Source organism: Moraxella atlantae NBRC 14588 (genome assembly GCF_001591265.1).
In the GTDB taxonomy this organism is placed as follows: Bacteria; Pseudomonadota; Gammaproteobacteria; order Pseudomonadales; family Moraxellaceae; genus Faucicola; species Faucicola atlantae.
The window spans coordinates 53,296-74,236 of record NZ_BCUL01000009.1; the positions used below are offsets into that span (position 1 = coordinate 53,296).

34 protein-coding genes are annotated in these 20,941 nt (G+C 47.4%); 33 read left to right on the forward strand and 1 reads right to left on the reverse strand.

All coding sequences use genetic code 11. The features are described 5' to 3' along the window. Positions 1–47 precede the first annotated feature (47 nt). The 32 genes from MA2_RS06810 to MA2_RS06960 all read left to right on the forward strand — a co-directional run bounded on the left by MA2_RS06810 (position 48) and on the right by MA2_RS06960 (position 18,709). On the forward strand, positions 48–710 hold the full coding sequence (locus MA2_RS06810; protein ID WP_067058225.1) for an HAD family hydrolase: 663 nt from the start codon (positions 48–50) through the stop codon (positions 708–710). A gap of 124 nt (positions 711–834) precedes the next feature. After that, on the forward strand, positions 835–2,358 hold the full coding sequence (rng, locus tag MA2_RS06815; protein WP_067058227.1) for a ribonuclease G: 1,524 nt from the start codon (positions 835–837) through the stop codon (positions 2,356–2,358). 409 nt (positions 2,359–2,767) lie between these two features. Further along, positions 2,768–3,079 carry a 30S ribosomal protein S10 gene (gene rpsJ / locus MA2_RS06820; protein ID WP_007115544.1) on the forward strand — a complete coding sequence of 104 codons (312 nt, stop codon included), beginning with the start codon at positions 2,768–2,770 and terminating at the stop codon, positions 3,077–3,079. 68 nt (positions 3,080–3,147) lie between these two features. Beyond that, positions 3,148–3,786, forward strand: a complete 639-nt coding sequence (gene rplC, locus MA2_RS06825) for a 50S ribosomal protein L3 (RefSeq protein ID WP_067058229.1) — start codon at positions 3,148–3,150, stop codon at positions 3,784–3,786. Between the two features lie 14 nt (positions 3,787–3,800). Next, a complete protein-coding gene (gene rplD, locus MA2_RS06830; protein WP_067058231.1) occupies positions 3,801–4,403 on the forward strand; it encodes a 50S ribosomal protein L4 in 603 nt (200 codons plus the stop codon). Beyond that, positions 4,400–4,756 (forward strand): 50S ribosomal protein L23, encoded by a 357-nt coding sequence (gene rplW, locus MA2_RS06835; RefSeq protein ID WP_067058233.1) that lies wholly within the window; start codon positions 4,400–4,402, stop codon positions 4,754–4,756. Before rplD ends, rplW begins: the two co-directional genes overlap by 4 nt. A gap of 11 nt (positions 4,757–4,767) precedes the next feature. Continuing rightward, the gene (gene rplB / locus MA2_RS06840) at positions 4,768–5,598 is read left to right on the forward strand and encodes a 50S ribosomal protein L2 (RefSeq protein ID WP_067058235.1); all 831 of its coding nucleotides are present in this window, start codon (positions 4,768–4,770) and stop codon (positions 5,596–5,598) included. 11 nt (positions 5,599–5,609) lie between these two features. Next, positions 5,610–5,885, forward strand: a complete 276-nt coding sequence (rpsS, locus tag MA2_RS06845) for a 30S ribosomal protein S19 (protein ID WP_067058236.1) — start codon at positions 5,610–5,612, stop codon at positions 5,883–5,885. A 10-nt stretch (positions 5,886–5,895) separates the two neighbouring features. Continuing rightward, positions 5,896–6,225, forward strand: a complete 330-nt coding sequence (gene rplV / locus MA2_RS06850; protein ID WP_067058238.1) for a 50S ribosomal protein L22 — start codon at positions 5,896–5,898, stop codon at positions 6,223–6,225. Between the two features lies 1 nt (position 6,226). After that, positions 6,227–6,982 (forward strand): 30S ribosomal protein S3, encoded by a 756-nt coding sequence (rpsC, locus tag MA2_RS06855; RefSeq protein WP_067058240.1) that lies wholly within the window; start codon positions 6,227–6,229, stop codon positions 6,980–6,982. 6 nt (positions 6,983–6,988) lie between these two features. Continuing rightward, complete coding sequence (gene rplP, locus MA2_RS06860; RefSeq protein ID WP_067058242.1) at positions 6,989–7,402, forward strand: 50S ribosomal protein L16; 414 nt, start codon at positions 6,989–6,991, stop codon at positions 7,400–7,402. Continuing rightward, complete coding sequence (gene rpmC / locus MA2_RS06865) at positions 7,402–7,626, forward strand: 50S ribosomal protein L29 (protein WP_067058244.1); 225 nt, start codon at positions 7,402–7,404, stop codon at positions 7,624–7,626. Before rplP ends, rpmC begins: the two co-directional genes overlap by 1 nt. Positions 7,627–7,676: 50 nt before the next feature. Next, entirely contained in the window at positions 7,677–7,937 is a 261-nt protein-coding gene (rpsQ, locus tag MA2_RS06870) for a 30S ribosomal protein S17 (RefSeq protein WP_255246911.1), read from the forward strand. Positions 7,938–8,197: 260 nt separating this feature from the next. Further along, a complete protein-coding gene (gene rplN / locus MA2_RS06875) occupies positions 8,198–8,566 on the forward strand; it encodes a 50S ribosomal protein L14 (protein WP_067058246.1) in 369 nt (122 codons plus the stop codon). Between the two features lie 8 nt (positions 8,567–8,574). Beyond that, positions 8,575–8,892, forward strand: coding sequence for a 50S ribosomal protein L24 (gene rplX / locus MA2_RS06880; RefSeq protein ID WP_067058248.1), 318 nt, complete (start codon positions 8,575–8,577; stop codon positions 8,890–8,892). A gap of 19 nt (positions 8,893–8,911) precedes the next feature. Further along, positions 8,912–9,448: a 50S ribosomal protein L5 gene (rplE, locus tag MA2_RS06885; RefSeq protein WP_067058250.1), complete on the forward strand. Its 537-nt coding sequence runs from the start codon at positions 8,912–8,914 to the stop codon at positions 9,446–9,448. A gap of 34 nt (positions 9,449–9,482) precedes the next feature. Continuing rightward, positions 9,483–9,788 carry a 30S ribosomal protein S14 gene (gene rpsN / locus MA2_RS06890; protein WP_067058251.1) on the forward strand — a complete coding sequence of 102 codons (306 nt, stop codon included), beginning with the start codon at positions 9,483–9,485 and terminating at the stop codon, positions 9,786–9,788. Between the two features lie 11 nt (positions 9,789–9,799). Beyond that, the gene (rpsH, locus tag MA2_RS06895) at positions 9,800–10,198 is read left to right on the forward strand and encodes a 30S ribosomal protein S8 (protein WP_067058253.1); all 399 of its coding nucleotides are present in this window, start codon (positions 9,800–9,802) and stop codon (positions 10,196–10,198) included. 107 nt (positions 10,199–10,305) lie between these two features. Next, entirely contained in the window at positions 10,306–10,839 is a 534-nt protein-coding gene (gene rplF / locus MA2_RS06900; protein WP_067058255.1) for a 50S ribosomal protein L6, read from the forward strand. Between the two features lie 12 nt (positions 10,840–10,851). After that, positions 10,852–11,202: a 50S ribosomal protein L18 gene (gene rplR, locus MA2_RS06905; RefSeq protein ID WP_067058257.1), complete on the forward strand. Its 351-nt coding sequence runs from the start codon at positions 10,852–10,854 to the stop codon at positions 11,200–11,202. 2 nt (positions 11,203–11,204) lie between these two features. Further along, a complete protein-coding gene (gene rpsE / locus MA2_RS06910; RefSeq protein WP_067058259.1) occupies positions 11,205–11,702 on the forward strand; it encodes a 30S ribosomal protein S5 in 498 nt (165 codons plus the stop codon). A gap of 13 nt (positions 11,703–11,715) precedes the next feature. Beyond that, positions 11,716–11,910 carry a 50S ribosomal protein L30 gene (gene rpmD / locus MA2_RS06915; RefSeq protein WP_067058313.1) on the forward strand — a complete coding sequence of 65 codons (195 nt, stop codon included), beginning with the start codon at positions 11,716–11,718 and terminating at the stop codon, positions 11,908–11,910. Next, positions 11,910–12,350, forward strand: a complete 441-nt coding sequence (gene rplO, locus MA2_RS06920; RefSeq protein ID WP_067058261.1) for a 50S ribosomal protein L15 — start codon at positions 11,910–11,912, stop codon at positions 12,348–12,350. Before rpmD ends, rplO begins: the two co-directional genes overlap by 1 nt. Before the next feature lie 5 nt (positions 12,351–12,355). Further along, positions 12,356–13,693, forward strand: coding sequence for a preprotein translocase subunit SecY (gene secY, locus MA2_RS06925; RefSeq protein ID WP_067058263.1), 1,338 nt, complete (start codon positions 12,356–12,358; stop codon positions 13,691–13,693). A 62-nt stretch (positions 13,694–13,755) separates the two neighbouring features. Next, complete coding sequence (gene rpmJ / locus MA2_RS10900) at positions 13,756–13,872, forward strand: 50S ribosomal protein L36 (protein ID WP_067335899.1); 117 nt, start codon at positions 13,756–13,758, stop codon at positions 13,870–13,872. A 157-nt stretch (positions 13,873–14,029) separates the two neighbouring features. After that, entirely contained in the window at positions 14,030–14,386 is a 357-nt protein-coding gene (rpsM, locus tag MA2_RS06930; protein WP_067058265.1) for a 30S ribosomal protein S13, read from the forward strand. Positions 14,387–14,446: 60 nt separating this feature from the next. Then, positions 14,447–14,836, forward strand: a complete 390-nt coding sequence (gene rpsK / locus MA2_RS06935; protein WP_067058268.1) for a 30S ribosomal protein S11 — start codon at positions 14,447–14,449, stop codon at positions 14,834–14,836. Between the two features lie 129 nt (positions 14,837–14,965). Beyond that, on the forward strand, positions 14,966–15,607 hold the full coding sequence (rpsD, locus tag MA2_RS06940; protein ID WP_067058270.1) for a 30S ribosomal protein S4: 642 nt from the start codon (positions 14,966–14,968) through the stop codon (positions 15,605–15,607). A gap of 38 nt (positions 15,608–15,645) precedes the next feature. After that, positions 15,646–16,653: a DNA-directed RNA polymerase subunit alpha gene (locus MA2_RS06945; protein WP_067058272.1), complete on the forward strand. Its 1,008-nt coding sequence runs from the start codon at positions 15,646–15,648 to the stop codon at positions 16,651–16,653. 19 nt (positions 16,654–16,672) lie between these two features. Next, positions 16,673–17,032, forward strand: a complete 360-nt coding sequence (gene rplQ, locus MA2_RS06950; protein ID WP_067058274.1) for a 50S ribosomal protein L17 — start codon at positions 16,673–16,675, stop codon at positions 17,030–17,032. A gap of 208 nt (positions 17,033–17,240) precedes the next feature. Further along, positions 17,241–18,344, forward strand: a complete 1,104-nt coding sequence (locus MA2_RS06955; RefSeq protein ID WP_067058276.1) for an RNA-guided endonuclease InsQ/TnpB family protein — start codon at positions 17,241–17,243, stop codon at positions 18,342–18,344. Positions 18,345–18,379: 35 nt separating this feature from the next. Next, positions 18,380–18,709 carry a RidA family protein gene (locus MA2_RS06960; protein WP_079352233.1) on the forward strand — a complete coding sequence of 110 codons (330 nt, stop codon included), beginning with the start codon at positions 18,380–18,382 and terminating at the stop codon, positions 18,707–18,709. A 41-nt stretch (positions 18,710–18,750) separates the two neighbouring features. Here MA2_RS06960 and radC read toward each other — a convergent pair whose 3' ends face one another. Beyond that, on the reverse strand, positions 18,751–19,425 hold the full coding sequence (radC, locus tag MA2_RS06965) for a RadC family protein (protein ID WP_067058278.1): 675 nt from the start codon (positions 19,423–19,425) through the stop codon (positions 18,751–18,753). A 97-nt stretch (positions 19,426–19,522) separates the two neighbouring features. Here radC and coaBC point away from each other — a divergent pair, with 97 nt between their 5' ends. After that, positions 19,523–20,812 (forward strand): bifunctional phosphopantothenoylcysteine decarboxylase/phosphopantothenate--cysteine ligase CoaBC, encoded by a 1,290-nt coding sequence (gene coaBC / locus MA2_RS06970; protein WP_067058280.1) that lies wholly within the window; start codon positions 19,523–19,525, stop codon positions 20,810–20,812. Positions 20,813–20,941: the final 129 nt, after the last annotated feature.

Sequence of the window (20,941 nt, forward strand, 5' to 3'; positions counted from 1 at the left end):
CCAAAACGCCAATCAAAAATGCAAAAAAACCGACAAGGCCACACACCATGCCAGCCAACCATACACCAAATTTTAAACAAAAATCGCTGATTATCTTTGACTGGGACGGCACACTGATGGATTCAATTGGTTTGATCGTCGAAAGTATGCGCCATGCTGCCACCCAACACGGTTTGGCAGTAAGCGACGAGGCAACGCGCGGTATTATCGGCTTATCCATGCAAACTGCCGTCGCAACGCTGTTTGCCGATGTGCCTGAACGCCACGCCGACTTGGTGCAAGATTATGGCGCGTATTATGTCCAACATTGCCACGATGACACTCTGTTTGTAGGGGTCGCCGAGCTGCTACACAGCTTGCACGCACAAGGCAAAACGTTGGCGGTTGCCACGGGCAAAAAGCGCCAAGGCTTAGCGCGTGTACTGCCGCAAACAGGCGTTGAGGCGTTGTTTAGTGTGACGCGCTGTGCTGATGAAGCAGCAGGCAAGCCCGATCCACTGATGCTGCGCCAAATTTTGCAAGTCACTGGCAAAGCGGTGAGCGATGCGGTCATGGTTGGCGATAGCGTGCACGATTTGCGTATGGCGCACGCCATCGGCATGGACAGTATTGCGGTAACCTATGGCTGCGCGACTGCTGATGTATTGGCAGATGAACAACCCAGCGCGATGGTCGACAGCGTGGCAGCTTTGGCAGCGCTGTTGGTCTAATGGTGCTCAAAAGGGCGCACGGTTGGTAGGCAACGCGCGTTTGGTTTAAAATACCCCCTTGCCAATTTGTGCGCCTTGACTCAAACACTGCTTTGATTTGCCTGATATGTCTAAATAATTTGCCATGACTGAAGAACTGCTGATTAATGTCAATACCGCCGAAAGCCGCGTTGCCGTGCTCGAAGACGGCGTTTTGACCGAAATTTTTATCGAACGCCAGCACAAACTTGGCATTGTTGGCAATATTTATCTGGGCACCGTGGTGCGCGTGCTTCCAGGTATGCAGGCGGCGTTTGTCGATATCGGGCAGGCGCGTACGGCATTTTTGCATATCAATGACATGCAGCCGTACAAAGCTGCCAAACCACCATCTGATAGCCATGCCCAAACCGATACCACCCAATTGGTCACGACAGCGCAACCACTATCGATTGAGCAACGCCTGTACGAAGGCCAACGCCTAATGGTGCAAGTCATCAAAGACCCACTGGGTACCAAAGGCGCGCGCTTGACGACGGATATTTCATTGCCGTCGCGTTACTTGGTGTATTTGCCGTTTGGTGCCAGCGTCGGTATCTCACAACGCATTGATGGCGACGAACGTGCGCGTCTAAAAACCATTTTGGGCGAATTGCTGCACCAAGTCGGCTTAGGCGGCGGTTTGATTGCGCGCACAGCGGCAGAAAACATACCGCCTGCCAAACTTGAACAAGATATTTACTACCTGTTACAACTGTGGCGCACCGTACAAGCACGCTATCAACAAACCGCCGCGCAAGTTAATAAACGCAATGTATTGATCTACCAAGATTTATCGTTGCCACTGCGCGCCTTGCGTGACTTAATCAGCGATGACACCAAACGCTTGACGGTAGATCACGCGCAAGTTTTTGCCGAGATGCGCCAGTTTGCCAAGGAATTTGTGCCCGCCATTTACCCCGCCATTCAACACTATGACGGCAAACAGCCATTGTTTGATATGTACCGCGTTGAGGATGACCTCAAAGATGCACTTGACCGCCGCGTCAATCTGCCATCAGGTGGTTATCTGATTATCGACCAAACCGAGGCGATGACAACGATTGACGTCAATACAGGCTCATTTGTTGGCGGGCATAGCCTTGAGGACACGGTTTATAAAACCAACTTAGAAGCCGCCCATGCCATTGCCCGTCAGCTACGCCTGCGTAACTTGGGTGGTATCATCATCTTGGATTTTATCGACATGGCAGAGCAGGCGCACCGTGACGAGGTGCTGGCAAGCCTGCAGACCCAACTGGCGCGTGACCATGCCAAAACTAACATCAGCAACGTCTCAGCACTCGGGCTTATCGAGATGACGCGCAAACGCACCCGTGAGAGCCTGCAGCAACAACTGTGTGAACCCTGCCCAACCTGCCACGGCAAGGGTGTGATTAAAAGCCGTGAAACCGTCTGTCTTGAAATTTTCCGCGAAATCATGCGCTGCGCCCGTGCCTACCACGCGCCCAAAAAATTTAGTGTATTAGCGCACCCAAGTGTCATCGAGCTGCTGCAAAGCGCGGAAGCCGATACCTTAGCAGAGCTTGAATACCTACTTGGACGCGCCATCAACCTACAGCCTGACAACCGCTATAGCCCTGCCCAATACGCGATTTTGCTTGACTGACTGAGCCGCCAACGCATCGCGCAAGATAAATAAAAATCACGTTTTAACTTGCATTTAGCGCACAACCTGCGTATAATACTGCCCACTTACGAATATAGGGCGCGGCTAATCGCAAAGTGCTATAACGCACTTATACATGCATTAGTCTACATGTATTAGACGCATAATGCCCCAAGCGACAGCTGCTCCATCGTTTGCAGCACCCATAAATGTCGAACAGTTTCACCCAATTTGCTTAAGCAATTTTGCAAAGGAATGTGAGACTGGAATTTTTTTTGTTTTTAAAAATTGCGTGAAATATTGGCGTATATAACAAACAAAATTTTGGCATACGGTGACAGGCAGTTTTTTGCAGTAACCGCTTGATTCTTTATGGCTTTTTACCCCAACGTATAGGGAGCATACTGGCATGGCTAACCAGAAAATCCGTATCAGACTTAAATCATTTGACCATCGTCTGATTGACCAATCGGCACAAGAGATTGTCGATACCGCCAAACGTACTGGTGCGCAGGTTCGTGGTCCTGTGCCACTACCTACCCGTATTGAGCGTTTTAACATCTTGACATCGCCTCACGTAAACAAAGACGCGCGTGACCAATATGAAATCCGCACGTTCAAACGCATGGTTGATATCGTCCAGCCAACTGACAAAACAGTTGATGCATTGATGAAACTTGACCTAGCTGCAGGCGTGGATGTCCAAATCGCCCTAGGCTAAGCCTAAGCGTGGACATCGTTGAATAGATTGTTGAGCAGATTGAACAACAGATAAACAGAGGTAACAACATGGCGATTGGTTTAGTCGGAAAAAAATGCGGCATGACTCGCGTCTTCACCGAAGCAGGTGTATCAGTGCCTGTGACCGTGGTTGAAGTCACCGCCAACCGCATTGCACAAATCAAAACCACAGATACAGACGGCTATGAAGCGCTACAAGTCACCACAGGTACTCGCCGTGACAGCCGCGTGAACGCCGCCCAAAAAGGCCACTTTGCCAAAGCAGGCGTCGCTGCTGGCCGTGGCGTGTGGGAATTTCGTGCTGAAGCTGGCGAACTTGACAACCACCAAGTTGGTGGCGAATTGCTAGCAGACTTGTTTAGCGTCGGTCAAATCGTTGACGTAACAGGCCAAAGCAAAGGTAAAGGCTTTCAAGGCGGCGTGAAGCGTCACAACTTCCGCACCCAAGATGCCACCCACGGTAACTCAGTTTCGCATCGCGTATTGGGTTCAACGGGTCAAAACCAAACCCCAGGTCGCGTATTTAAAGGCAAAAAAATGCCTGGTCAAATGGGTAACAAACGCGTCACTGTGCAAGGTTTGGAAGTCATTTCGGTGGATGCCGAAAAAGGTATCTTGGTCATCAAAGGCGCAATTCCTGGTGCCAACGGTGGCGATGTGATTGTACGTCCGTCGGTTAAAGCTTAATCAAGGGGATAAACGTGAATCTAAACACAGTAACAGGTTCGGCGGTTGAGCTATCAGACGTAGCATTTGGTCGTGAATTCAACGAAGCATTGGTTCACCAAGTGGTTACCGCCTACTTAGCAGGCGCACGTCAAGGCAGCCGCGCGCAAAAAACTCGCGCTGAAGTCTCTGGCGGTGGCAAAAAGCCATGGCGTCAAAAAGGTACAGGCCGTGCGCGTGCAGGCTCTATCCGTAGTCCAATTTGGGTCGGTGGTGGTCGTGCATTTGCAGCCAAACCACAAGACTGGTCGCAAAAAGTCAATCGTAAAATGTATCGCGGCGCAATGCAGTGCATTTTGGCAGAGTTGATTCGTCAAGACCGTTTGGTATTGGTCGATGAAATCCGCGTATCTGAGCCAAAAACCAAAGAATTGATTGGCAAGCTAAAAGACCTCAACGCACCAAAAGCCCTAATCGTCACTGACGAAGTGGACGAAAACCTATACTTGGCAGCGCGCAATATTCCGCACGTCAATGTATTGGGCAGTAAAGAGATTGACCCGGTTAGCCTCATCGCCTTTGACAAAGTGGTGATGTCGGTTGCCGCCGCCAAAGAACTTGAGGGAGTATTAGCATGAACAACGCCAGACTGTATCAGGTGCTAAAAGCGCCCGTATTTTCTGAAAAATCACAACGTTTGGGCGATACTTTAGGCGTACAGGTATTTCGCGTCGATGTGAATGCTACCAAACGTGAAATCAAAAAAGCCGTTGAAATGATGTTTGACGGGGTTGAAGTGGTTAAAGTCAATACCCTAAACGTTAAAGGCAAGACAAAGCGATTTGGTCGCACGGTCGGTCGTCGTCAAGACTACAAAAAAGCCTATGTGACCTTAAAAGCTGGTCAAGATGTTGCTGTTTCAGCTGACAACACAGCCAATGAAGCAGTCAGTGCAGACGTAGCGGATAACGCTGCTGTCACCAACGAATAAGGATACCTTTCATGCCTATCGTAAAAGCCAAACCAACATCACCAGGTCGCCGATTTGTCGAAAAAGTTGTGCATCCACACCTTTATAAAGGTCGTCCTTATGCCGCTTTGGTCGAATCAAAACGCAAATCTGGTGGTCGTAACAATAACGGACGCATTACCACGCGTCACGTCGGTGGTGGTCACAAACAACACTACCGTTTGATTGACTTCAAACGCACCAAGGACAACATTCCAGCGGTGGTTGAACGCATCGAATACGATCCAAACCGTACCGCACACATCGCGCTACTAAAATACGCCGATGGTGAGCGTCGCTATATCATCGCACCACGTCGCTTGCAACAAGGCGACACTGTGATCTCTGGTGAAAGCGCGCCAATCCGTCCAGGTAACTGCTTGCCACTACGCAGCATTCCTGTGGGTACTGTGATTCACAACATTGAGCTAAAAATCGGCAAAGGCGCACAAATTGCGCGTTCTGCAGGTGCTAGCGTACAGTTGTTGGGTCGTGATGGACAATACGCCATCGTGCGTTTGCGTTCAGGCGAAACACGCCGTATCCACATCAATTGCCGCGCGGTCATTGGTGAAGTGTCAAACACCGAAAACAACTTGCGCTCATTGGGTAAAGCAGGTGCTAGCCGTTGGCGTGGTATTCGCCCGACCGTTCGCGGTACTGCCATGAACCCAGTAGACCACCCACACGGTGGTGGTGAAGGTCGCAACTTCGGTAAACACCCAACCAGCCCATGGGGTCAAAAAGCTAAAGGTCTGAAAACTCGTACCAACAAGCGCACTGACAACATGATCATTCGTCGCCGTCGCGTCAATAAGAAATAAGGAATCGTTGCATGCCTCGTTCATTGAAAAAAGGTCCATTCATCGACGCGCACTTGTTTGCCAAAGTGGAAAAAGCGTTGGAGACCAATTCACGCAAACCCATCAAAACTTGGTCACGTCGCTCGATGATTTTGCCACAAATGGTTGGCTTGACTATCTCTGTGCATAACGGTCGCACCCACGTGCCTGTTATCGTCAATGAGCAAATGGTCGGTCACAAACTTGGTGAATTTGCCCCAACGCGTACTTATCGCGGACACGGCGTAGACAAGAAAGCTAAAAAATAAGGTGCTTATTATGGAAGTAACTGCAAAATTACGCGGTGCCGCCATCTCGGCACAAAAAGTACGCCTAGTCGCGGATGAAGTGCGTGGTAAGCCTATCGAGCGCGCTTTAGACATCTTGACTTTTAGCAACAAAAAAGCTGCTAAATTGGTCAAAAAATGCCTAGAATCAGCGATCGCTAACGCTGAGCACAACAACGGTCTAGACATTGATACCTTACGCGTATCAACCATCTACGTTGATGAAGGCATCACGCTAAAACGCATCATGCCACGTGCCAAAGGTCGCGCTGACCGTATCAGCAAGCGTACTTGTCACATCACAGTTAAGGTAGGGGTATAACATGGGTCAAAAAGTCAATCCAATCGGTATCCGTCTTGGTGTGATTCGCAAATCCAACGCCAACTGGTACGCCGACCCAAAAAAATACTCAGAATACTTAATCAACGACCTACAAGTTCGTAAGTATCTTGAGAAAAAATTTAACGACAGTGGCAAAAATTCAAATGCCTCTGCCATGGTTAGTAACATCGTGATCGAGCGTCCAGCAGGCGCAGCAAAAATCACCATTTCTACCGCACGCCCTGGCGTGATCATCGGTAAAAAAGGTGAAGATATTGAAAAGTTGCAAAAAGAGCTAACCCAATTGATGGGCGTGCCTGCGCAAGTCAATATCGAAGAAGTGACCCAGCCTGACCTAGATGCACAATTGGTAGCCCAAAGCATCGCCTCTCAGCTTGAGCGTCGTGTGATGTTCCGTCGTGCCATGAAACGTGCGGTACAAAACACCATGAAAGCAGGCGCACAAGGCATCAAGGTTGAGCTATCAGGTCGCCTAGGTGGTGCTGAAATCGCCCGTACTGAGTGGTATCGTGAAGGTCGTGTACCGTTGCACACCTTGCGCGCCGACATCGACTACGCCACCGTACGCGCCGAAACCACTTACGGCACCATCGGTGTTAAAGTGTGGATTTTCCGCGGCGAAATCTTAGACGGCATGAACCGTATTTACAACCCCGTCAAAGAAGACAAGCAAGCGCGCGCACCACAAAAACGCCGTAGCCGTGGCAGCAACCGCCAAGCCAAAGACAGAGGTTAATCAACTATGTTACAACCAAAACGTACCAAGTTCCGTAAAGTACAAAAAGGACGTAATACGGGTTTAGCCCATCGCGGTAGCAGCGTATCCTTTGGTACAATCGGACTTAAATCAGTTGAGCGTGGACGTATGACTGCTCGCCAAATCGAAGCGGCACGTCGTACTATTTCACGTCGTATCAAACGCGGTGGTAAAATCTGGATTCGCGTATTCCCAGACAAACCAATTACCGAAAAACCCCTAGAAGTACGTATGGGTAAAGGTAAGGGTCCTGTAGAATACTGGGTCTGCGAAATCAAACCAGGCAAAATGCTGTATGAAATCGAAGGCGTAAGCGACGAGCTTGCTATTGAAGCCTTCACCCTAGCAGCAGCAAAACTGCCATTTAAAACCACCATTGTTAAACGGACGATAATGTAATGAAGATCAGCGAACTACGCGACAAATCAGTTGAAGAGCTGACCCAGTTACTGGATGAAAAACAGCTTGAAGCGTTTCGTCTACGCATGGCAAAAGCGACCAATCAATTGGGTAACACCCATGAGATCCGCAACAACCGTCGCACCATCGCCCAAATCAAAACGCTTTTGACTGAAAAACAAGCGGCTAACCAATCAGCTAACGACACAGCGCAAGGAGTCTAACTGTGAGTGAAGCAATCGCAAACCCATTAGAAGCCGAAGCAACCCCAGAGGTGCATAGCGCCGATCACGGTACTTTGATTGGTAAAGTTGTCAGCGACAAGATGGATAAAACCATCACTGTACTTATTGAGCGTCGTATCCGCCACCCAAAATATGGCAAAATGATTCGTCGCTCAAGCAAGCTACATGCGCATGATGAAAACAACACCTGCGGCATGGGTGACATCGTACGTATTCGCCAAACCCGCCCACGTTCAAAAACCAAAACTTGGGAATTGGTCAATATTGTAGAAAAAGCCCAAGAAATTTAATCATACATTCGTGATTAAACCCTTGGCAAAGGCTAGACCAATCTATGCTTTTAATACATCTAAATGCATAGATTGGTTCAACACCTTTCAAACAAAGCTATTGTAAAAAAATTGCAAAACAAACTGGCATCTGCTAGAATATGTCACCTTAAAAATTGGCTATGCGAAGGCTAGCCAATTTGTGTATTTATTATTGGCGTACGTGGTTAAATGCGCCATAGCAGACAGGCAGACTTGTTTTGCCAATCAGGAGTAACGCGATGATTCAGACTGAAACAATGCTGGAAGTTGCTGATAACAGTGGTGCAAAACGAGTCCAGTGTATCAAAGTACTGGGCGGTTCTCATCGTCGTTATGCATCAGTCGGCGACATCATTAAAGTGACCGTAAAAGAAGCAATTCCACGCGGTCGTGTCAAAAAAGGTGATGTAATGAACGCGGTAGTCGTACGTACCAAATTTGGTGTACGTCGTCCAGATGGTTCAGTACTACGCTTTGATGACAACGCAGCTGTGCTGCTCAACAACAACAAAGCGCCTATTGCTACCCGTATCTTCGGGCCAGTAACGCGTGAGCTACGTAGCGAACAATTTATGAAAATTGTTTCTCTAGCCCCAGAAGTATTGTGAGGTGAAGCATGGCAAAACTACGTAAAGGTGACAACGTTATCGTACTAGCTGGTAAAGATAAAGGCAAGCAAGGCGTTATCTTGGCAGTTAAAGATGACCGTGTCAAAGTTGAAGGCATCAATATTGTCAAAAAACACCAAAAGCCCAACGCGATGACGGGCAAAGAAGGTGGCATTATTGCACAAGAAGCTTTCATGCATATTTCTAATGTGGCAATCTTTAACGCCACAACCCAAAAAGCAGATCGTATTGCTTACCAAATTGGCGAAGATGGCAAAAAACAGCGCGTCTATCGCTCATCTGGTGAAGTCGTGGCGACTGCGTAACGAGTAAAGGGTAATCGTAATGGCAAGACTCAAAACGCAATACAATGACCAACTCAAAGCCCAGCTACAACAGGAGCTTGGCTTGAAAAACGTCATGGAAATCCCCAAAATTACCAAGATCACATTGAACATGGGTGTGGGTGGTGCAGCACAGGATAAAAAAATCTTGGAAGGTGCACTGTCTGATATGACTGCAATTGCAGGTCAAAAACCTGTCGTGACCAAAGCGCGTAAATCAGTCGCGGGTTTTAAAATCCGTGAGGAATGGCCAATCGGCTGTAAAGTTACTTTACGCGGCGAACAAATGTATGAATTCTTGGATCGCTTGATCTCTATCGCGATTCCTCGTATTCGTGACTTCCGCGGTTTTAGCGATAGAGCCTTTGATGGTCGTGGTAACTACTCATTGGGTATCAAAGAACAAATCGTATTCCCTGAAGTGGATTTCGACAAGATTGACCGTATTCGCGGTATGGATATCACCATTACGACAACAGCAAAAACCGACGAACAAGGTCGTGCGCTGCTGAAAGCCTTTGGCTTCCCATTTCGTTAATGGCATGCCCAATCGCTTAAGGATATAGGAAACTATGGCAAAGAAAAGTATGATTAACCGTGAGCTGAAACGCGAAGCGATGGTGGCAAAATATGCCCCAAAACGTGCTGCGTTGAAAGCCATTATCAACGACAGCAATGCCAGCGATGAAGAGCGTTTGGATGCAATGCTTGCACTACAAGCACTACCACGTGATGCTTCACCTGTGCGTTTGCGCAACCGTTGTGCGATTACTGGTCGCCCACATGGTTACTTCCGTAAATTTGGTCTGTCACGCAACATGATTCGTGAAAAAGTCATGCAAGGCGATGTGCCAGGCGTTCGTAAAGCTAGCTGGTAAGGGGATACAAGATGAGTATGCAAGATAGCGTCGCTGATATGCTAACCCGTATCCGCAATGCCCAAATGGCACAGAAAGCATCTGTCACCATGCCAGGCTCAAAATTACGTAAATCAATCGCTGATCTGTTGGTTAGCGAAGGCTATATCGCCTCAGCAGAGCTTGAAGATGTGGGTAATGGCAAAACCGAACTTACGCTTGAGCTAAAATACTACGAAGGTAAGCCAGTTATCGAGTTGTTGCAACGCTACAGCCGTCCTGGTTTGCGTCAATATCGTTCAGCTGCTGACTTGCCAAGTGTGCGTCAAGGTCTGGGCGTGGCAATTATTTCAACCAGTCAAGGCATCATGAGTGACCGTGAAGCGCGTAAAGCGGGTATCGGTGGTGAAGTGATTGCATTGGTTGCCTAAGGGCAATTGGTTTGACAGGCATTCGCGGTGCGTCCACGTTTGCCTGTTTATTTTTGGTTAGAGCTGATTCATTGAATCGGGTCATTTTTAGAGCAGGAATTACCGTTATGTCTCGTGTGGCTAAAGCCCCTGTAACCTTGCCAAACGGCACCAGCGTTACATTGAACGGTCAGCAGGTCGAAGTGAAAGGCAGCAAAGGCACGTTGTCTTTACACCTGCATGATTTGGTCGAGCTAAAACAGGAAGAAAACAGCCTTATCGTCTCACCTGTTGCCGATACCAAAGAAGCGTGGATGCACACAGGTACCGTGCGTGCGCTAATCAACAACATGGTTAAAGGTGTGAGTGAAGGTTTTGAGCGTCGTTTGCAGCTTATCGGTGTTGGTTACAAAGCCGCTGTTGCTGGCAACAAAGTCAATTTAAACCTTGGCTATTCACATCCCATCGAATACGTCTTGCCAGAAGGCGTGACCGCAGAAACCCCAAGTGCAACAGAAATCGTTTTGCGCTCAAGCGATAAGCAAAAATTGGGTCAAGCGGCAGCCAATATTCGCGGATATCGTCCACCAGAGCCTTACAAAGGTAAAGGTGTACGCTATAGCGATGAATATGTGGCACGTAAAGAAGCTAAGAAAAAGTAAGGTGAATGGGATATGTTGGATAAAAAATCTGCTCGTTTGCGCCGTGCCAAAAAAACCCGTGCTCACATCCGTGTGTTGGGTGCAAACCGTTTATCGGTAAACCGCACTGGTCGTCACATCTATGCACAAGTGATCTCGCCAACAGGCGGGGAAGTTCTAGCACAAGCCTCAACCTTGGACGCTAGCCTTCGCTCAGGTCAAACCAGCAACATTGAAGCGGCTACAGCCGTTGGTAAATTGATCGCTGAACGTGCCAAAGCTGCGGGTATCACTAAGGTTGCATTTGACCGCAGCGGCTTTAAATATCATGGTCGCGTAAAAGCGCTGGCTGAAGCGGCGCGTGAAAATGGATTGGAGTTCTAATCATGGCAAAAGTCGAACAAACAGACGGATTGGTTGAACGCTTGGTAGCGGTCGATCGCGTAGCAAAAGTGGTTAAAGGCGGTCGTATTTTTTCATTCACGGCTTTGACGGTGGTAGGTGACGGCAATGGTCGTGTAGGTTTTGGTCGTGGTAAGGCACGTGAAGTGCCTGCCGCTATCTCAAAAGCACTAGAAGCTGCCAAACGCAACATGATTACCGTAGATCTAGATGGTAACACCTTGCAGCACCCAATCCATGCACGTCACGGTGCTAGCCGCATCTACATGCAACCTGCCTCAGAAGGTACTGGAGTTATTGCTGGTGGTGCGATGCGTGCTGTACTTGAAGTGGCTGGCGTACAAAACGTTTTGGCGAAAACTTATGGATCTACCAATGCCGCAAACGTAGTACGTGCGACATTTAATGGTCTAAAACAAATGTCATCGCCAGAGCAAGTTGCAGCCAAACGCGGTAAAACCGTTGAAGAAATTTTGGGCTAAGAGGTGAATGAACATGGCAACTGATAATAAAAAGCGCATGAAAGTGACGCAAATCAAGTCTGGTTCACACCGCTTGAAAAGCCACAAAGCATGCTTAACTGGTTTAGGATTACGTCGCATCGGTCATACTGTTGAAGTTGAAGATACACCTTCAACACGTGGCATGGTAAACCGCATTAACTACATGGTTAAAGTGGAGGAAGTGTAATGGGACTGCGTTTAAATGAGCTTGCACCTGCACCAGGTGCCAAAAAAGCCAAACATCGCCGCGGTCGTGGTATCGGCTCAGGCTTGGGTAAAACAGGCGGACGTGGTGTCAAGGGACAAACCTCACGCTCAGGTTCTGGCATCCGCTCAGGTTTTGAAGGCGGTCAAATGCCTTTGTACCGTCGTTTGCCAAAATTTGGTTTTACCAGTAAATTGGCAATGGTAACCGCAGAAGTACGCTTGTCAGATTTGAATAAAATCGAAGGCGATGTGGTAAGCTTGGATACACTAAAACAAGCCAACATCATCCGTCATGACATGCAACGCGCGCGTGTAATTTTGTCTGGTGAAGTACCACGTGCTTTGACATTCCAAGGTGTGAAAGTAACCAAAGGCGCGAAAGCTGCAATCGAAGCAGCTGGTGGACGCGTTGAGGAGTAATCCACATGGCAAGACAGTCGGCGACGCTTAGCCCGTTGGGCTTTATTCGAAAGTACGATGAGCTGTTTAATCGCTTGCTGTTCTTGTTTGGTGCGCTATTGGTGTACCGCTTTAGCTCACACGTACCGATTCCGGGCATGAACCCTGAACGTTTGGCAGAGTTTTTTCATACCAATGAAAATACCATCTTAGGCATGTTTAATATGTTCTCAGGTGGCGCGCTTGAGCGTATGTCTGTCATGGCATTGGGTATTATGCCCTATATATCGGCATCTATTATTGTGCAAATGGCGACGGCAGTAATTCCATCGCTTGACGCGCTAAAAAAAGAGGGGCAAGCGGGTCAACGCCAAATCAATAAATACACTCGGCAATTAACGTTAGCATTGGCACTGATACAGTCGATTGGGCTGTGTACAGGATTGATTAGTCAAGGTTTAACGCTATCATCGGGATTAACTTTTTATATCCCTGCAGTGACTTCACTGGTTGCAGGATCGATGTTTTTGATGTGGCTTGGTGAACAAATCACTGAACGCGGTATTGGTAATGGTATTTCGATGCTGATTTTGGCGGGCATCGTGGCAACGTTTCCAAGCGTGGCGACACAAACCATGACAGCGGTGCAGCAAGGCACTATGAGCCTAATCGCATTGTTTATTTTTGCCGCGCTAGGCTTAGCCGTAGTGGCAGGTATCGTGTTTATTGAGCGTGCGCAGCGGCGTATTCCTGTGAATTATGCGCAAAAGCAAGCGTCAGATCGCAAAGTATATGCTACTCAGCAGTCGCACTTACCACTTAAAATCAATATGGCAGGTGTGATTCCAGCAATTTTTGCCAGCTCGCTACTGTTGTTTCCTGCAAGTTTGGGGCAGTGGGTCGGACAGTCGGAAAATCCGAATCTGTTTCAGCGTATGATGCAAAACTTTGCTTTGCTATTGTCGCCTGGCACCCCACTTTACTTGTTGATTTTTGCCTTACTTATCATCTTCTTTTGCTACTTTTATACCGCGTTGGTATTTAGCCCAAAAGAAGTGGCAGAAAATCTTAAACGCAGTGGGGCATACATCCCAGGTATCCGCCCAGGCCAACAAACCCAGCGTTACCTTGACCATGTGCTTAACCGTTTGACGTTTATTGGCGCGGTCTATATGACAGTTATCTGTCTAATGCCCATGGTGCTGCAATCATCGTTTGGTATTCCGTTTCATCTCGGTGGTACATCGCTGTTGATTACTGTGGTGGTGATCATGGATTTCATTGCGCAGATTAAAGCGCATTTGATGACCCATCAATACCAAAACTATTCGTTGCTTGCGCCTATCAACGCACCGACGCATTAGTCAAATGGATTAACAGTTAAGATTTAGGTAGTTTTTCAAAGTTATCATCTAGGGAGCTTTAAATGAAAGTTCAAGCCTCAGTTAAAAAGATTTGCGGTAACTGTAAAATTGTTCGCCGTAAAGGTGTGGTTCACGTGATTTGTAGCTCAGAGCCACGTCATAAGCAACGTCAAGGCTAATAGGTCTTGCTTTTTGGTCGCGGATGGTGTATTATCCGCGACTTGCTGTTATTTTGGACGAATATGGACTCAGGATCATTTGAGTTAAACGGCTGAAATAATGCAATCGAACCGATAGCAGCTGGTCTGCTGTCTTTGAGTAAACTGGAGAAATTGAATGGCTCGTATTGCTGGTGTAAACGTTCCAGACAATAAGCACGCTGTCATTTCATTGACCTATATTTTTGGGATTGGACGTACCACTGCCGCGAAAATTCTTGATGCGGTAAATATTGCGCCTACCACCAAAATGGGTGAGTTGGATGACGCACAGCTAGATGCTGTCCGTGCTCAAGTAGCAGAGTACACGACTGAAGGTGATCTACGTCGTGAAATCTCAATGAACATCAAACGCTTAACGGACTTGGGTTGTTACCGTGGTATGCGTCACCGTCGCGGTTTGCCTGTGCATGGACAACGTACCAAAACCAACGCACGTACCCGTAAAGGTCCACGTAAAGCGATTCGTAAATAAGTTTAAAGTAAGTTTGATTACTTTGAACATAAATAATTTAGCATGTTAGGAAGCTAAAAGATGGCAAAAGACACTCGCAGTCGTAAAAAAGTGACGCGCCGCTCGGTATCTGAGGGTGTGGCTCACATTCATGCGTCTTTTAATAACACCATTGTGACCATTACCGACCGTCAAGGTAATGCACTGGCTTGGGCCACCGCTGGTGGGCAAGGCTTCCGTGGTTCACGTAAATCAACTCCATTTGCAGCACAGGTAGCCGCCGAAGTGGCAGGTAAAGCTGCACAGGAATATGGGTTGAAAAATGTCGATGTTTTGGTTAAAGGACCAGGACCTGGCCGTGAGTCTGCGGTAAGAGCGTTAGGCGCATTGGGTTATAAAATCAATAGCATTAGCGATGTGACCCCAATCCCTCACAATGGCACCCGTCCGCCGAAAAAACGCCGCGTTTAATGACATATGGTTTGGTGACTATCATAAATTTGTAGACTCTACCAAACAAATCTATGTCAGAACGTTAAATGCAGTTTATGGCTTGTATTTAGCCAAATCGACTGCATGAATATCGTCTAGGAGACTTATATGGCTCGTTATTTAGGCCCAAAACTTAAATTATCACGTCGCGAAGGTACCGATTTACAATTAAAATCGGGTGTAAAAGCGTACGATGAAAAAACCAAAAAAGCCGACCGTGCGCCTGGTCAGCATGGTAATCCACGTAGCAAAACATCTGAATACTCAGCTCAGCTACGTGAAAAGCAAAAAGTAAAACGCATGTATGGTGTGCTTGAGCGTCAGTTCTCAAACTACTACAAAGAAGCTGCCCGTATGCGTGGCGCAACTGGTGAAAACCTTTTGCAAATGCTTGAGCGTCGTTTAGATAACGTCGTGTATCGTATGGGTTTTGGCTCAACACGCGCCGAAGCGCGTCAATTGGTTAGCCACCGTGCGATCATGGTTAAAAAAGCTGGTCGTGACGAATTTGTTCGCGTTAATATCCCATCAATTCAATTGCAAGATGGTGATGAGATCGCGGTACATGAAAACGCTAAAGAGCAATTGCGTATTAAAAACGCGATTGAGCTTGCGGCGCAGCGCGGCACACCTGCATGGTTGGAAGTGGACCATAGCAAGTTGCATGGTACATTCAAACAAGCTCCTGACCGCTCAGATCTACCAGCAGAAATCAACGAAAACTTGATTGTTGAGCTGTACTCTAAGTAATCTTTTTCCTATTAGGTGTTATATTATCGAGGTGACACATGATGTTAAATGCGACAGAGTTTCTCACACCCAGCGCCATCCATGTGGATACGGTCAGCGAAACCCACGCCAAAGTCACGCTCGAACCGTTAGAGCGCGGCTTTGGTCATACGCTTGGTAATGCTTTGCGTCGAATTTTGCTATCATCGTTGCCAGGTGCAGCGGTGATTGAAGCAGAAATTGATGGCGTAGATCACGAGTATTCAACGCTTGAAGGCTTACAAGAGGATGTGCTGGATTTATTGTTAAACCTAAAAGGTTTGGCAATCGTTTTGCATGACCAAACAGAAGCTGTTTTGACGCTAGAAAAGCAAGGTCCTGGCGCGGTGTTGGCATCGGATATTAGCCTGCCACACAACGTTGAAATCGTTAATCCAGACTTGGTTTTAGGCACGCTAAGCGAACGCGGTAATTTAAAAATGCGTTTGCGTGTGGCAGTGGGTCGCGGTTATGAACCTGCCAATGTGCGCAAAGACTCAGGGGAAAATAAAGCGATTGGTCGGCTAAAACTTGATGCAAGCTATAGCCCAATTGTACGTGTTGCTTACCAAGTAGAAAACGCTCGTGTTGAGCAACGTACAGATTTAGATCGATTGATTATCGAGCTTGAAACCAACGGCACGATTGATCCAGAAGAAGCTATTCGCAAAGCAGCGACGATTTTGCAGCAGCAAATCTCGGTGTTTGTTGATCTAGAAGCCGAAGAAGCGCCTGAGCCTGTTAAGGAAAAAGAAGAAGTCGATCCTGTGCTATTGCGCCCCGTCGATGACTTAGAGCTTACGGTTCGCTCAGCCAACTGCTTGAAAGCAGAGAACATTTACTATATCGGTGATTTGGTGCAACGCACAGAGACTGAGCTGTTGAAAACACCAAACTTAGGTAAGAAATCATTGACCGAAATCAAAGACGTATTGGCGTCAAAAGATTTGGAATTGGGGATGCGCCTAGATAACTGGCCACCTGCCGATTTACGTGTTGATGATCGTTTTTCTTATCGTAGCCGTTAATCGTTAAAGGAATTTTGCCATGCGCCATCGCAACAGTGGAGTAAAGCTGGGACGCACCAGCAGCCATCGTAAGGCTATGTTTCAAAATATGACCAACTCATTGATTGAGCACGAGTTGATCAAAACCACGCTACCAAAAGCTAAAGAATTGCGCCGTGTAGCTGAGCCGCTTATCACGCTAGCTAAAGAAGATTCGGTTGCGAATCGTCGTCTAGCTTTCAACCGTTTGCGCAACAAGGCAGCGGTAGGTAAGCTATTTAGCACGCTAGGCCCACGTTACAAAACCCGTCCAGGTGGTTATTTGCGCATTATCAAATGCGGCTACCGTGACGGAGACGCAGCACCAATGGCTTATGTAGAATTGGTTGATCGCGACTAATCTTGCGATGTGGTATTTTTAGCCCCTATAGGTATGACCTATAGGGGTTTTGTTTTGTGGTGGGATGATTTAAAATTTTACCAATAACTGTAGCAAAATAATTTTATCATTCATTGCCGTAAAACCACCGACTTTAGGCGGTGGATATAAGGCAACTCCGAAACCATGCTTACACACAGAAGCTTGTTAAGTATGTTAAACTAACCCCATGAAAACCCTCAAGCTACGCATACGAGACAAACACACAGCAAAGCTAAACCGCCTAAGCGGTTTGGTCAATTTCGTGTGGAACTATGTTAATGACTTGAGTTACAAATACCTGCAAAAAACAGGCAAATTTTTTAGTGCCTATGACCTAAACGAATACACCAAAGGTAGTGGTGAACTACTTGGCTTGCATTCTCAAACCATACAAGCCATTAATGAAACCCACGCCAAATCGCGACGCCAATTCAAAAAGGCTAAACTTAACTGGCGAACCAACAACCCAAACTCAAAGCGTAAAAGCCTAGGTTGGATTCCATTTAAGCAATCCGCAATCAAATTACTGGCTACTCATCAAACGGGTAAAAAAGGCTTAAAATCCACACTACAGCTTAGTTTAGCCAAAGGGCAAAAGCTAGTCATCGACCTATGGGATAGCTACAATCTTAGCCTATATCAAATAAACACCCTTGAGGTCGTCCAAGACAGCCGTAACCGTTGGTATGCCTGTATCACCGTTAAAGACTATCCTAAAACACCATGCGGAACAGGTAGTGTCGGCATAGACTTAGGCTTAAAAGACAGTGCCACCACCTCAAACGGCGATAAACTACAAATCAAGCAAACACAGGCATGGGCTAAAAAATTGGGTGTCGCCCAACGAGCCAAAAACAAACAACGTGTCAAAGCGATTCATGCCAAAATCAAAAACACACGCCAAGACCTCATCCACAAATTCACCACAGGGCTAGTTAAAAACAATGCCTTAATCGTGGTCGGTGATGTAAAAACCACCCAATTCAGCCGTAAAAAAGGCAAACTAGCCAAAAGCGTATATGACGCAGGTTGGTTTGAACTCAAACGGCAACTGACCTACAAATGCAAGCATGCAGGTTGCCGTTTTGAAATCGTCAATGAAAAATACACTACCCAAACCTGTTCGTGCTGTGGCGATATATCCAGTAGTCCGAAAGGTAGAGCAGGTTTGCGAATAAGAGAATGGACTTGTGCAAAGTGTGGCACATGGCATGATAGAGATATCAACGCCAGTAAGAACATTCTTGCGGTCGGGCTTGACCGTCTTGTAGAAGGAATCCCCTCACTTTAGGGAGGGGAGGAAGTCAAGGCAGCAGTCAAGGGGATATACCATTTTCTGAAGCGGTCAAGGTGGGCAATACCTTGTATCTGTCAGGGCAGATTGGTATTGTCGATGGCAAACTGGCAACGGGTGGCACAGCTGGCGAAACCAAACAAACATTAAAAAATATCTTTGCTACCTTGCAGCGTTATGGCTACCAGCCGCGCGATATCGTCAAATGTACGGCTATGCTAAAAGACATGCGTGATTTTGATGCGTTTAACCGTGAGTATCGTGCGATGTTCAGCCCATCGTATCCTGCGCGTTCAGCATTTGGTGTCAGCGATTTGGCAATGGGCGCCAATGTTGAAATCGAATGTATCGCAGCACGTTAAACACGCCTTGCAAGCTAAAGATTAGCTAGCCGCACAGCTGACTAAAATTTGCCCAATTCACGTAACGAAACAGTGCTATCTTGCCCAACGATAATGTGATCAAGCAGCTGCATATCAATCAGTTGGCAAGCGTCTGCTATTGTGTGAGTTAAATCGATATCTGCTTTGGATGGTTGGGCACTGGTGGCAGGGTGATTATGGGCGATGATGAGCTGGCTAGCCCCATATTTTAACGCTTGACGTAGCACCTCGCGCACACACACTGAGCACGACGACAGACCGCCTGTAAATAGCGTTTCAAATTGAATCAACGTCAGCTCATTGCTTAAAAATAGCACGGCAAATTCTTCGCGTCGCCGTGGACGCAGCTGGGTAGTCAAATAGTCTTTGACCAGTTGGCTGCTGTTGAGGTTGGGTGCTTGCTTAACCTGTGCGGCAAGGTAGCGTTTGCCCATCTCAAGACTGGCAAGAATTTGCGCGTATTTTGCTATGCCAATGCCACTGTGGTTCATCACTTCATCGGCAGGTGCGGCAAGCAAATCAGCAAGGCTACCGAATTTGGCGATCAAGTCACGGGCAAGCTCGATCGCGGATTTGTCTTTGGTGCCTGTGCGCAAAAAAATCGCCAAAATTTCACTGTCTGACAGGCTATCGGCGCCTTTTTGTAAGAGTTTTTCACGTGGACGTTCATCTACATGCCAGTCTTTGATTGCCATAAGTCGTTGGTCAATACGGTTAAAATTTAAGCAAAATATTACGCAAATTCGGCAAAACTTGCTACCATAGGGCAATTTTTTTTTGGGTAATCATATGATGAAACGTATTATTCTTGCGATTACGGGCGGTATTGCCGCGTATAAATCGGCGGTGTTGGCGCGGTTGTTGGTTAAGGCAGGTTTTGAGGTTCGGGTGATCATGAGCCAAGGCGCGCAAGCGTTTATCACGCCGCTAACCTTGCAAGCTTTGACAGGCAATGCGGTGCATACTGAATTGTTGGACGCGGCAGCCGAGCGCGGTATGGGGCATATTGAGTTGGCAAAATGGGCGGATATCATGCTGATCGCGCCTGCTTCTGCCAATACCTTAGCAAGGTTAGCAATGGGCATGGCAGATGATTTATTGACAACGGTGTGCTTGGCAACTGCTGCGCCCGTCTTGGTCGCCCCTGCGATGAATCAACAGATGTGGCAACATCCTGCTGTGCAGCTTAATTTACAGACGTTGGCGGATTTGGGCTATCAACTGGTCATGCCTGACAGTGGCGAACAAGCCTGTGGTGATGTCGGCATGGGGCGGCTGCCTGAGCCTGACACGCTACTGGTACATGTCGAGCATACATTGGCGCGATTGACGGTGCCGCAAGTATTGGCAGGTCGGCACGTTGTCATCACAGCAGGTCCGACTATCGAGGCGATTGATCCCGTGCGTTATTTGTCGAACCATTCCACAGGCAAGATGGGTTTTGCCTTAGCCACAGCCTGTTGTAATGCAGGTGCGCGTGTGACGCTGATTGCAGGCGGTAAGGTGCAGCTACCCACACCACTAGGGGTGACGCGCATTAACGTGCTATCAGCCGAGCAGATGCTGGTAGCCGCGCAGCAGTATGTTAAAGGCAATGAAAATTGGCAATCTGTGATAGATGATGACCCGCATGATCATCACCACCACGACGCACCACTGCTTGACCATCCACCTGCCGATGTTTTTATTGCTACCGCTGCCGTGGCGGATTATCGTACGCGCCAAGCTGCGCCACAAAAAATTAAAAAGACTCAAGACGAGCTGAATTTAGACTTGGTTAAAAATCCTGATATTTTGGCAACGATTTCTGCTGAATTTCCTAACGTGTTTACGGTGGGTTTTGCCGCGGAGACGCAAGACGTTGAGCGTTATGCGCGTGGCAAATTGACAGCAAAAAACTTAGATATGATTGCTTGTAATGATGTGTCACGCAGTGATATCGGTTTTGGCAGTGATGACAATGCCATGACGGTATTTTTTCGTGATCAACATGACGCGGTAATACTGCCAAAGGCAAGCAAAGGTGAGATTGCCGCACAATTGGTCGGTCTAATTGGGCGGCATATTAATGTGAGGGAATAAAATTATTTAAATTATTTAATTAAAATATGAATGCACTACAAAGGGCGATTTAGATATAAAGCGAGTATGGCTAACCTTGCCAATAAAAAACTGGCAAATTAACTTGCCAGTTTTATGGTTTTAGCAAGC

Coding starts and splice junctions, on each gene's coding strand:
- MA2_RS06810 (WP_067058225.1), top strand. CDS start 48: ATGCCAGCCAACCATACACCAAATTTTAAACAAAAATCGCTGATTATC.
- rng (WP_067058227.1), top strand. CDS start 835: ATGACTGAAGAACTGCTGATTAATGTCAATACCGCCGAAAGCCGCGTT.
- rpsJ (WP_007115544.1), top strand. CDS start 2,768: ATGGCTAACCAGAAAATCCGTATCAGACTTAAATCATTTGACCATCGT.
- rplC (WP_067058229.1), top strand. CDS start 3,148: ATGGCGATTGGTTTAGTCGGAAAAAAATGCGGCATGACTCGCGTCTTC.
- rplW (WP_067058233.1), top strand. CDS start 4,400: ATGAACAACGCCAGACTGTATCAGGTGCTAAAAGCGCCCGTATTTTCT.
- rplB (WP_067058235.1), top strand. CDS start 4,768: ATGCCTATCGTAAAAGCCAAACCAACATCACCAGGTCGCCGATTTGTC.
- rpsS (WP_067058236.1), top strand. CDS start 5,610: ATGCCTCGTTCATTGAAAAAAGGTCCATTCATCGACGCGCACTTGTTT.
- rplV (WP_067058238.1), top strand. CDS start 5,896: ATGGAAGTAACTGCAAAATTACGCGGTGCCGCCATCTCGGCACAAAAA.
- rpsC (WP_067058240.1), top strand. CDS start 6,227: ATGGGTCAAAAAGTCAATCCAATCGGTATCCGTCTTGGTGTGATTCGC.
- rplP (WP_067058242.1), top strand. CDS start 6,989: ATGTTACAACCAAAACGTACCAAGTTCCGTAAAGTACAAAAAGGACGT.
- rpmC (WP_067058244.1), top strand. CDS start 7,402: ATGAAGATCAGCGAACTACGCGACAAATCAGTTGAAGAGCTGACCCAG.
- rplN (WP_067058246.1), top strand. CDS start 8,198: ATGATTCAGACTGAAACAATGCTGGAAGTTGCTGATAACAGTGGTGCA.
- rplX (WP_067058248.1), top strand. CDS start 8,575: ATGGCAAAACTACGTAAAGGTGACAACGTTATCGTACTAGCTGGTAAA.
- rplE (WP_067058250.1), top strand. CDS start 8,912: ATGGCAAGACTCAAAACGCAATACAATGACCAACTCAAAGCCCAGCTA.
- rpsN (WP_067058251.1), top strand. CDS start 9,483: ATGGCAAAGAAAAGTATGATTAACCGTGAGCTGAAACGCGAAGCGATG.
- rpsH (WP_067058253.1), top strand. CDS start 9,800: ATGAGTATGCAAGATAGCGTCGCTGATATGCTAACCCGTATCCGCAAT.
- rplF (WP_067058255.1), top strand. CDS start 10,306: ATGTCTCGTGTGGCTAAAGCCCCTGTAACCTTGCCAAACGGCACCAGC.
- rplR (WP_067058257.1), top strand. CDS start 10,852: ATGTTGGATAAAAAATCTGCTCGTTTGCGCCGTGCCAAAAAAACCCGT.
- rpsE (WP_067058259.1), top strand. CDS start 11,205: ATGGCAAAAGTCGAACAAACAGACGGATTGGTTGAACGCTTGGTAGCG.
- rpmD (WP_067058313.1), top strand. CDS start 11,716: ATGGCAACTGATAATAAAAAGCGCATGAAAGTGACGCAAATCAAGTCT.
- rplO (WP_067058261.1), top strand. CDS start 11,910: ATGGGACTGCGTTTAAATGAGCTTGCACCTGCACCAGGTGCCAAAAAA.
- secY (WP_067058263.1), top strand. CDS start 12,356: ATGGCAAGACAGTCGGCGACGCTTAGCCCGTTGGGCTTTATTCGAAAG.
- rpmJ (WP_067335899.1), top strand. CDS start 13,756: ATGAAAGTTCAAGCCTCAGTTAAAAAGATTTGCGGTAACTGTAAAATT.
- rpsM (WP_067058265.1), top strand. CDS start 14,030: ATGGCTCGTATTGCTGGTGTAAACGTTCCAGACAATAAGCACGCTGTC.
- rpsK (WP_067058268.1), top strand. CDS start 14,447: ATGGCAAAAGACACTCGCAGTCGTAAAAAAGTGACGCGCCGCTCGGTA.
- rpsD (WP_067058270.1), top strand. CDS start 14,966: ATGGCTCGTTATTTAGGCCCAAAACTTAAATTATCACGTCGCGAAGGT.
- MA2_RS06945 (WP_067058272.1), top strand. CDS start 15,646: ATGATGTTAAATGCGACAGAGTTTCTCACACCCAGCGCCATCCATGTG.
- rplQ (WP_067058274.1), top strand. CDS start 16,673: ATGCGCCATCGCAACAGTGGAGTAAAGCTGGGACGCACCAGCAGCCAT.
- MA2_RS06955 (WP_067058276.1), top strand. CDS start 17,241: ATGAAAACCCTCAAGCTACGCATACGAGACAAACACACAGCAAAGCTA.
- radC (WP_067058278.1), bottom strand. CDS start 19,425: ATGGCAATCAAAGACTGGCATGTAGATGAACGTCCACGTGAAAAACTC.
- coaBC (WP_067058280.1), top strand. CDS start 19,523: ATGAAACGTATTATTCTTGCGATTACGGGCGGTATTGCCGCGTATAAA.